General features: G+C 73.6%; 11 protein-coding genes. 5 read left to right on the top strand and 6 right to left on the bottom strand.

Annotated features, from left to right (window positions below):
* Positions 1–105: 105 nt before the first annotated feature.
* Entirely contained in the window at positions 106–1,041 is a 936-nt protein-coding gene (locus tag MTDSW087_RS09560) for a LysR family transcriptional regulator (RefSeq protein ID WP_144763148.1), read from the top strand.
* A gap of 117 nt (positions 1,042–1,158) precedes the next feature.
* Here MTDSW087_RS09560 and gltX read toward each other — a convergent pair whose 3' ends face one another.
* Complete coding sequence (gltX, locus tag MTDSW087_RS09555) at positions 1,159–2,502, bottom strand: glutamate--tRNA ligase (RefSeq protein ID WP_144763146.1); 1,344 nt, start codon at positions 2,500–2,502, stop codon at positions 1,159–1,161.
* A 64-nt stretch (positions 2,503–2,566) separates the two neighbouring features.
* A complete protein-coding gene (locus MTDSW087_RS09550) occupies positions 2,567–2,800 on the bottom strand; it encodes a hypothetical protein (RefSeq protein WP_144763144.1) in 234 nt (77 codons plus the stop codon).
* A gap of 244 nt (positions 2,801–3,044) precedes the next feature.
* Here MTDSW087_RS09550 and MTDSW087_RS09545 point away from each other — a divergent pair, with 244 nt between their 5' ends.
* Entirely contained in the window at positions 3,045–3,266 is a 222-nt protein-coding gene (locus tag MTDSW087_RS09545) for a hypothetical protein (protein ID WP_144763142.1), read from the top strand.
* Positions 3,267–3,271: 5 nt separating this feature from the next.
* Here MTDSW087_RS09545 and MTDSW087_RS09540 read toward each other — a convergent pair whose 3' ends face one another.
* From MTDSW087_RS09540 to MTDSW087_RS09530, 3 genes are all read right to left on the bottom strand, one after another.
* On the bottom strand, positions 3,272–3,454 hold the full coding sequence (locus MTDSW087_RS09540; RefSeq protein WP_144763140.1) for a NepR family anti-sigma factor: 183 nt from the start codon (positions 3,452–3,454) through the stop codon (positions 3,272–3,274).
* Between the two features lie 108 nt (positions 3,455–3,562).
* Entirely contained in the window at positions 3,563–3,889 is a 327-nt protein-coding gene (locus MTDSW087_RS09535; RefSeq protein ID WP_144763138.1) for a hypothetical protein, read from the bottom strand.
* 130 nt (positions 3,890–4,019) lie between these two features.
* Positions 4,020–4,490: an SRPBCC family protein gene (locus tag MTDSW087_RS09530; RefSeq protein ID WP_144763136.1), complete on the bottom strand. Its 471-nt coding sequence runs from the start codon at positions 4,488–4,490 to the stop codon at positions 4,020–4,022.
* Between the two features lie 183 nt (positions 4,491–4,673).
* Between MTDSW087_RS09530 and MTDSW087_RS09525 the strand changes: the two genes are divergently transcribed.
* Positions 4,674–5,960, top strand: coding sequence for an ArgE/DapE family deacylase (locus MTDSW087_RS09525; protein ID WP_144763134.1), 1,287 nt, complete (start codon positions 4,674–4,676; stop codon positions 5,958–5,960).
* A 7-nt stretch (positions 5,961–5,967) separates the two neighbouring features.
* Here the strand turns inward: MTDSW087_RS09525 and MTDSW087_RS09520 are convergent, their stop codons facing one another.
* The gene (locus tag MTDSW087_RS09520; protein ID WP_144763132.1) at positions 5,968–6,999 is read right to left on the bottom strand and encodes a sensor histidine kinase; all 1,032 of its coding nucleotides are present in this window, start codon (positions 6,997–6,999) and stop codon (positions 5,968–5,970) included.
* Positions 7,000–7,213: 214 nt separating this feature from the next.
* Between MTDSW087_RS09520 and MTDSW087_RS30775 the strand changes: the two genes are divergently transcribed.
* Entirely contained in the window at positions 7,214–7,894 is a 681-nt protein-coding gene (locus MTDSW087_RS30775; protein WP_244948379.1) for a hypothetical protein, read from the top strand.
* Entirely contained in the window at positions 7,824–9,119 is a 1,296-nt protein-coding gene (locus MTDSW087_RS09510; protein ID WP_244948378.1) for a DNA-packaging protein, read from the top strand. Before MTDSW087_RS30775 ends, MTDSW087_RS09510 begins: the two co-directional genes overlap by 71 nt.
* Positions 9,120–9,152 lie beyond the last annotated feature (33 nt).

The raw sequence follows: 9,152 nt of genomic DNA, 5'->3' as shown, positions 1-9,152 counted from the left end.
GCGCCGACTATGTCAGCCGCGATCCCCGCCGCCCAAGACAGCTTTCTTCTCGCCCCCATAAGCGGATGCTATGCCGCCCGGACCCGACAGCATCCGCCGGTATCGATGGACCTGCGCCAGCTCCGTTACTTCGTCGCCATCGTCGAGCAGGGCTCCTTCTCGAAGGCCGCCGAGGCCCTGCGCGTCGCCCAGCCGGCGCTGAGCCAGCATATCCGCCACATGGAGGGCGAGCTCGGCCTGCCCCTGCTGCACCGGGGCCCGCGCGGCGCCGTGCCGACGGAGGCGGGCGAGCGGCTCCTGCTCCATGCCCGCGCTATCCTGGAGCGGTTCGCGGCGATCCCCGATAGCGTGCGCGGTGCCGACCGGCCGGTGGTCGGGGACGTGCGGATCGGCCTGCCGGGCACGGTGAGCGAGATCCTGTCGGTGCCGCTCTTCGAGGCGGTCCGCGCCCGGCATCCCGGCATCCGGCTGCGCATCGCCGAGGCGATGAGCGGATTCATCCTCGACTGGCTGAACCGCGAGGCGATCGACCTCGCCGTGCTCTACAACCCGGCCTCGCCGAAGGGCTTCGTGCTCGCCCACGTGCTCACCGAGGATCTCTGTCTGTTCGCGGTGCCGGGCCAGGAGGGCGCGCCCCCGGACGGGCCGGTGCCGCTCGCCGCGGCCGCCGCCCTGCCGCTGATCCTGCCCGGGCTCTCGCACGGCCTCCGCGACCTCGTGGAGGAGGCCGCCGAGGCCGAGGGCGTCGCGGTGGCCGCCCCGGTCGAGATCGATTCCTACGCGCGGATCAAGGAGCTGACGGCCCGGGGCCACGGCTTCGGCGTGCTGCCGCGGGTGGCCGTGCAGGCGGAGACCGAGGCGGGCCAGTTCCGCGTCTGGCCCCTCGGGGCACCGCCTCTCCAGCGCCGGATCTACCTCGCCCACGCCGCCGAGCGCCCGCTCTCCGCAGCGGCGGCCGCCGTGCGGGGCCTCGCCCTCGACCTGCTGCGCGACTTCGTGCGCACCGGCCGCTGGACGGCCGAACTCGCACCGGAACCGTGATCCCGGGTGTCGAGAGGGATCATCCCTCTCGCGGGTCCGGGCGGAGCCCGGGATCCATCAGGGCTTCGCCCCGACACCCCACCAAAGGGATGATCCCTTTGGGATCCCGGACTTGGACTATGCCGTCTCGCCTGCGAGGCGGCGGGCCGCCCGGTCGCGGCCGATCAGCGGCAGGAGCCCGGCGAGGTCCGGCCCGTGGTCGAGGCCGGTCAGGGCGAGGCGCAGCGGCATGAACAGGGCCTTGCCCTTGGCGCCCGTCCGCTCGCGGACCGCGCCCGTCCAGGCCTTCCAGGTCTCCGGCCCGTAGGGCTCCTCCGGCAGGGTCTCGGCGGCGGCGGCGATGACGGCGGGGTCGGCGATCACCGGCGCGACCGGTCCGGCCATCACTTGCCACCACGCAGCGGCCTCGGCGACCGTGGCGAGGTTGGCCCGCACCGCCAGCCAGAAGGCCTCGCCCGCCGCCTTCGGGACCCCGAGCGCGGCGAGCCGCGGGGCCACCTCCGCGTAGGGCATGGCGTGGACGAGGCGGGCATTGATCCCGTCGAGCTCGTGCGGGTCGAACCGGGCCGGCGCCCGCGAGATCTGGGCGAGGTCGACGAGGGAAGCCAGTTCGTCGAGGGAGGCGACCGGCCGCACCGCCTCGGCCGAGCCGGTGAGCACCGCGAGCGAGCGCACGGCCGCCGGCTCGTAGCCCGCCTCGCGTAAGGAGCGCAGCGAGAGGTGGCCGAGCCGCTTCGACAGGCCCTCCCCGTCCGCGGTGGTCAGCAGATTGTGGTGGCCGAAGGCCGGCATGGGCGCGGCGAGCGCCTCGAAGATCTGCACCTGCACGCCCGTATTGGTGACGTGGTCCTCGCCGCGGATGACGTGGGTGATGCCGAGATCGATGTCGTCCACCACGGAGGGCAGCGTGTAGAGATAGGTGCCGTCCTCGCGGATCAGCACCGGATCGGAGAGCGAGGCGCAATCCACATGGGCGGCCCCGCGCACGAGGTCGTCCCAGGCGACCGTGCGGGCATCGAGCTTGAAGCGCCAGTGCGGGCGGCGGCCCTCCGCCTCGTAGGCGGCGCGCTGCTCGGCCGTCAGGCTCAGGGCGGCCCGGTCGTAGATCGGCGGCAGGCCGCGGGCGAGCTGGCGGCGCCGCCGCCGCTCCAGCTCCTCCGGCGTCTCGTAGCAGGGGTAGAGCCGGCCCTGCGCCTTCAGCCGCTCGGCCGCCGCGTCGTGCTGCGCCGCCCGGTCCGACTGGCGGGCGAAGAGATCCGGCACGATGCCGAGCCAAGCGAGGTCCTCCTCAACGGCGCGGGCGAATTCCGCCGTCGAGCGCTCTCGGTCGGTATCGTCGAGGCGCAGCAGGAAGCGCCCGCCCCGGGCGCGGGCGAACAGCGCGTTGAGCAGCGCCGGCCGGGCATTGCCGATATGGAGATAGCCGGTGGGCGAGGGAGCGAAGCGGACGAGAGGTGCCATGCGGTCCCTCTAGCGCATTTTGCGGGGCGGCGGTGCCGATCGTGGGCCTCGCCGCGAACGCACCCTACGCGTCGAGGTAGCCAGCCTCGCCCAGTGCCGCAGCGACCGCCTCGAAATACGGGGAGCCGGGCGCGAAGGCCGGATCGAGCGCGCAGCCGAGGAACTCCGCCTGCCAATCCGCGCCCGCCTCGCCGTCCAGCACGAGCACCGGCAAGTCGCCGCGCTCCGCGCGCCGGCCCAGGAGGGCCGAAGCCGCCTGGAAGGCACCGCCGATCGATCCGATTGCTGCGATGGTCATGGCGCCCCTCCCGCCGGGGGCACCATCGTGAGGCCGCCCCGGACAAAGGTTGACTGATCCTTAACAGGATGGCGGATCAACCTGGGCGAAAGCAAGTCGGGCCCGCCCGCGCCAGGACGACCGCAGGCGCTGCATTGGACGGGCGCGGCCTCAACTTGGAAGATCGGGAAAGAGCGCGTCCCCACAGCAGGTTGGGACGGGCCGGAACCTGCATCGAGGACGCGCGGACCGCACGATCCGCACCGTGCCCGGTCTGCATCACCGCATGATCATTCGCGGGATCGGCGCAGGCGGCCGCCTGAAAAGGACCGCCTGTGGCCGGTTCCGGCGCTATGACGCGCCGGCCGGACTTCTCCGGCCTCCCCACCCGAGACCGTTCCGTACCATGACCGTGATCGCCCTCGTGCTCGCCGGCAACCTGTTGCTCGCCGGCCTGTTCTCCCTCGTCGCCGTCGCGCTGGACTGATCCCGTCAGCGCTTCGGCTTGTCGAGTTGGGCGATGAGCGCTTCCAGGCGCTGGTTCACGGGCGCGGCGAGCGTGTCGGCATAGAGGCCGCGCAGGTTCTGGCCGAGATGGCGCCGGACGTTCGGGCTCAGGGGCTGGGCCGCCTGTGCGGGCTCGGCGGATGGGGCTGGCTGCTTCGGCACCACCATGCGAGATCCTCCACCCAGACTACCAAGGCAGGGATCGTGGCCAAACTCGGTTAAGGCTCCGTCACCGCGATTCCATAAGGTCGCGGCGACGGGAGACCCAGTCGAAGATCAGGGATAGCCGTAGCGCTTCTTCGCCGCCGCGAGCAGGCCGAGCGCCTCGCCCTCGCGGCCGGCGGCGCAGGCCGAGGCGGCGTGGCCGAGATCGGCGCTGAAGCGGTCCCCCACCGGCTTGTTGAGGTTGCCCGTGACGACGTCGCTGTCGACCACCGCCTGGGTCCGGGCGATGGCCGGGCCGCAGCCGGAGCCCTGGGGCAGCACGAGGGGGGCCGGCGCCGCCGCGACGACCGGCGGCGGGGCCGCCGCCTTCTGCTGGCAGGCGCCGAGCCCGGCGGCGGCGAGCAGGACGAGCGTGAGGCGGAGAGCGGGCTTCGACACGGCAGGGACCCTCGAAACGGCACAGCTTGGCACCGCGGGGCTTGTGGGCCGCGCGAGCCCGGCCGGTCAACCGTCCGAGTCGACGCGCCCCATCGGGCTGCCCGCCTTGGCCTGCCCCGATTCGCCGGCCCTACTTGGCCTTGTCAGCGATGGCCTTGAGGCCCGAATCGTAGATCCCCTGGATCACGTCCTGGGCGACCGTGTCCGGCACGCCCTTGGCAGCGAAGCTGCCCTGCCAGCTCACCTTGGAACCGGAGCCCTCGGGCGCCACGGCGAGCGTCGAGCGGTAATCGGAGACGGGGAGCGGGCCTTCCACGATCGTGTAGGTGTAGCTCATCACCTTGTCGTCGCGGGAGACCTGCTGCTCCACCAGGGTGCCGCCGCCCTTGAGGCTGAGGGTGCGGATCTTCTGGCCTTCCTTGTCGGAGGGCACGCATTTCTCGACCGCCGGATGCCAGGCGGCGATGCCGCAGAAATCGCCGATCGTGTGCCAGACCTTGTCCGGCGAGGCCGCGACGGTGGCCGACTTCTGCACCTCGATGGCGTGGCCGGGCAGCGTGCCGGCGAGCAGGACGAGGGCTGGGAGGGCGAGGCGCAACATCTCTGAGGTCTCCATCCGTCGGGTCGTTGTCCGCGGGCCGTTCGGCCCGCGCCGGCTCACAGGCCGCGGGGGAGCTAGGCTGCGGGCCGGCCCATGGCAATGCCCGACCGTCGCCGCGCGCGCGAACCTGTGCCATCTGTCGCCCGTTGGGGGCGTGCCCCCGCATCCTCGACCGAGCGCCCCATGCCCCTCGACCCCGACCGCGCCGCGCGCATCGCCGCCTCCGTCGCGGAGGGCTTCGCCGCGCAGGTGGAGCACATTCAGGGATTGATGCGGTTCGCCTCCCTGCGCGGGCAGGAGCACGCGATCCAGGATTTCGTCGGCCGCGCCTATGCCGAGCGGGGGCTCGCCGTCGAGCGCTTCGCGATGGACCACGCGGCCCTGCGGGCTCATCCCGGGTCCGGGCGGATCACGCCGGAGCATTCCGATGCCCCGATCGTCGCCGCGATCCACCGGCCGCGCCGGCCGGCGGGCCGTTCCCTGATCCTGCAGGCGCATGTGGACGTGGTGCCGCCGGGCCCCGCCGACCTCTGGACGCACCCGCCCTTCGAACCGGTCATCGACGGCGACTGGCTCTACGGCCGCGGCGGCGCCGACATGAAGGCGGGCCACGCGGCCAACCTGTTCGCCCTCGACGCGCTGGCGCGGATCGGCCTGCGGCCGGCGGCCGAGGTGACGCTGCTCTCGGTGGTCGAGGAGGAATCCACCGGCAACGGCGCGCTGGCCGCTCATCTGCGCGGCTACCGGGCCGAGGCCGCGCTGATCCCGGAGCCGGAGGAGGAGATGCTGGTGCGCGCCAATACGGGCGTGCTCTGGTTCACCATCTCGGTCCGGGGCCGCCCGGCGCATGTGCGGGAGATGGGGGCGGGCGCCAACGCCATCGACGCGGCCTACCGGGTGGTCGGGGCGCTCCGGGCCCTCGAGGCGCGCTGGAACGCCGAGAAGGCGCGCCATCCCCATTTCGCGGAGGCGCCCGACCCGATCAACCTGAATGTCGGGCGGATCGCAGGGGGCGACTGGGCCTCGGCGGTGCCGGCCTGGGCCTCCGTCGCCTGTCGGATCGCGCTCTATCCAGGCACGCGCGCGGCCGACGCCGCCGCGGAGGTCGAGGCCGCGGTGGCGGATTTCGCGCGCACCGACCCGTTCCTGGCGAAGAACCCGCCGCGCATCGCCTTCGACGGGTTCTTCGCGGAGGGCTACGTGCTGGAGCCGGGCTCGGAGGCGGAAGCGGTGCTCGGCCGAGCCCATGCCTGCGCGACGGGCGAGTCGCTGAGGAGCTTCATGTCGCCGAGCTATCTCGATGCCCGGGTCCATGCCCTCTACGAGGGCGTGCCGGCCCTCTGCTACGGCCCGGTCAGCCACGACATCCACGGCATCGACGAGCGCGTCAGCCTCGCCTCGGTGGAGCGGATCACCACGGCGATCGCCCTGTTCGTCGCGGAATGGTGCGGGACGGAGAGCCTCGCCTGAACGGCGATCAGTCGGCCACCCGCGCCTCGGGCAGGTGCAGGAGCAGGGGATCGTCCGGCGCGGCCGTGCCCGTCACCGCGATCTCGGCCTGGGCCGCATAGGCCGCGATCAGGCGGGGCCCGAGCTTCGGGATGTTCGGGCGCCCGGCCTCGGCCGCCTCGTTGAGCCCCGAGACGATCGAGAGCCGCACCGGCGCGCCGGCCGCCGCGTGGATCTCGATGGCGATGGTGCAGGCCACCGATTCAGCCGTTGCGTCGAGGCACTCGGCCACGATCTCGGCCACGATCATGCCGAGCGCGTTGGCGGTGCGCGGCTCGACCAAGCTCGTGCCGGTGCCGCCTACCTGCACCCCGATCCGCCCGGCCCGCCGCAGTTGCCCGAGCCCGGAAGCGAGTCGGTGGAGGTAGTCCTTGACGTCGATGCTCGCGATGTGGGGCGCCTCGTGCAGGTGCTGCTGGACGAGGGCGATGGCGCGGACCCGCTGGCCCAGGGCCTCGAAGGAGCCGCGGCAGGGATCGGGCGCGGCGCGGCCGTAGAGGCCGATCAGGCTCACCATCACCTGCAGGTTGTTGCGCACCCGGTGGTAGACCTCCGCGAGCAGGGCCTCCTTCTCGGCGAGCGCGTGCTCGATATGCTCCTCCGCGTGCTTGCGGTCGGTGATGTCGAAGCAGGAGCCGAGATAGCCGCGGAAGGAGCCGTCCTCCACGAGGGGGCGGGCGGTGTCGAGGAGCCAGCGATAGGCCCCGTCGTGGCGCCGCAGCCGGAACTCCACGGTGAAGGGCGCGCGCGCCGCGAAGGCGTCGGCCACGACGCGGGCATGGCGCTCGAAATCGTCCGGGTGGAGCCCGCGCCGCCAGTCGAGCGCCAGCTCCTCGTCGAGGCCGCGCCCGGTGAAGTCGAGCCAGCACTCGTTGTGGTGGACGGTCCGGCCCTCGGAATCGGAGCGCCACATCATCAGCGGCACCGAATCGGCGAAGCGCCGGAAGCTGTCGCCGAGGACCGCCCGCTCCTCCCCGCTCGATGTTGTCTGCGCGACCATGCTGTTCCCGACTCGGACGCCCTGCCCCGCTGATGCGCGTATTGGCAGGCGCCGGTCAACGTGCCGAAGGGGAGGCCCGTTCCGGCCCCGCGGGAACGCCGATTTTCCTGCCGTTTCAAAGAAAAAAGGCGGATGCCAAGAGAACGGTCCTTGACACCGGCACGCTCCTCGGATAAGGTTCAGGCATTATCCAAAAATATGTCGAGAGGCAGCGATGCCCTGGCCGAGCCCGCATCCGGCGGATCTGCGCGCCGAGGCGGAGCGCCGCCTGCGCGAGACCGCCGAGCCGATGACCGCCATCGCGGCCGCGCTCGGCATCCCGCGCGGCACGCTCACGACCTGGAACGCCCGGGGCGGTTGGCGCAAGCCGCGCCCGTCGAAGCTCAGCCCCGCGACCTGGCCGCTGAGCCGGCGCGAGGCGATCGCCCGGCTCTATTACGAGCCGCGCAACCACCCGCAGGACATCGCCGAGGCGCTGGGCATCGGCCGCATGTCGGCCGGCGCCTTCTTCAAGGCGGCCGGCCTGACGCTGCGGCGCGGCGGCCCGGCCGCCGGGCCGCCCCCGCCCCTCGACGCGGCGGGCGCCGCCGACGGGGCGAGCCTGCGCGCGGCCCTGCGCGGCCACATCGCCCGCCAGATCGCGGGGTTCGACGCGGCGCTGACCGGGGGTGGTGCCGCGGTGGTCGATTCGGCGCGCGTCCTGCGCGACCTCGGCGGCCTGAAGAAGCTGCTCGACGAACTGGGCACGGCGGAGGAACGCGATGACGGCGCGGGACGCGACGACGCCGACCTGCCCGCCCTGCGCGCGGAGATCGCGCGCCGCCTTGGCCTCGCCCCGCCTCGACGCGACGCTGGCCCTGCTGCCGCCGATCCAGGTTCGGGCGCTCGCCCGTGACTGGCTGATCGCCGCCCGGCCCGACCAGTTGCCGCCCTGCTGCGCCGGGGACTGGACGACCTGGGCGGTGATCGGCGGGCGCGGCTGCGGCAAGACGCGCACGGGGGCGGAGTGGGTCGACGCGCTGGCCCGCGGCGACCCGGCCTTCACGCCGGAGCCCGTCGCGCGCATCGCCCTCGTCGGCGAAACCTTCGCGGACGTGCGCGACGTGATGATCGAGGGCCCCTCGGGGCTCCTCGGCATCCCCGAGCGCGGCCGGCGCCCGGCCTGGAGCCCGAGCCGGCGCCGGCTCGCCTGGCCGAACGGCGCGGTGGCGCAGGCCTTCTCGGCTGAGGAGCCGGATTCCCTGCGCGGGCCCCAGTTCGGCGCGGCCTGGTGCGACGAGCTGGCGAAGTGGCGCCACCCCGAGGCCGCCTTCGACATGCTGCAATTCGGCCTGCGGCTCGGCCGGCACCCGCGCAACCTCGTCACCACGACGCCGCGGCCGATCCCGCTGCTGCGCCGCCTGCTGGCCGATCCGCGCACGGCGGTGAGCCGCGCCCGCACCGCGGACAATGCCGAGCACCTCGCCCCCGCCTTCCTGGAGGCGGTGGTCGGGCGCTACGCGGGCACGCGGCTCGGGCGGCAGGAGCTCGACGGCGAACTGATCGAGGACCGGCCGGACGCCCTGTGGAGCCGCGCCGCCCTGGAGGCCGCTCGCCTCGCCGCCCCGCCGGACGGGCTCGGCCGGATCGTGGTGGCGGTCGATCCGCCGGCGGGCTCCGGCGCGCGCTCGGATGCCTGCGGCATCGTCGCGGCGGGCCGCGCGGGCGGGCAGGCCTACGTGCTGGCCGATGCGAGCCTGCCCCGGGCCACCCCCGAGGCCTGGGCCGGCGCGGCGCTGGCCCTCTACCACCGGCTCGCGGCCGACGCCCTCGTGGTCGAGGTGAACCAGGGCGGCGAGATGGCCGCCGCGGTGCTGCGCCAGTGCGACCCGGCCGTTCCGGTCACCCCCGTGCGCGCCACCCGCGGCAAGTTCCTGCGGGCCGAGCCGGTCTCGCTGCTCTACGCGCAGGGCCGCGTCCGCCATGTCGGCGCCTTCCCGGCGCTCGAGGACGAGATGTGCGATTTCGGGCCCGAGGGCCTGAGCGGCGGCGGCTCCCCGGACCGGCTCGACGCGCTGGTCTGGGCGGTGACGGCCCTGCTGCTGGAGGAGGGCGGGGCGCCGCGGATCCGGCGGCTGTGAGGGGGGAGCGTGCTTTTGGTATCTGTTTTGACG

Source organism: Methylobacterium dankookense (assembly GCF_902141855.1).
Taxonomy (GTDB): domain Bacteria; phylum Pseudomonadota; class Alphaproteobacteria; order Rhizobiales; family Beijerinckiaceae; genus Methylobacterium; species Methylobacterium dankookense.
Note: the sequence above shows the minus strand (reverse complement) of the source record. Positions and strands in the feature narration are given on the sequence as shown.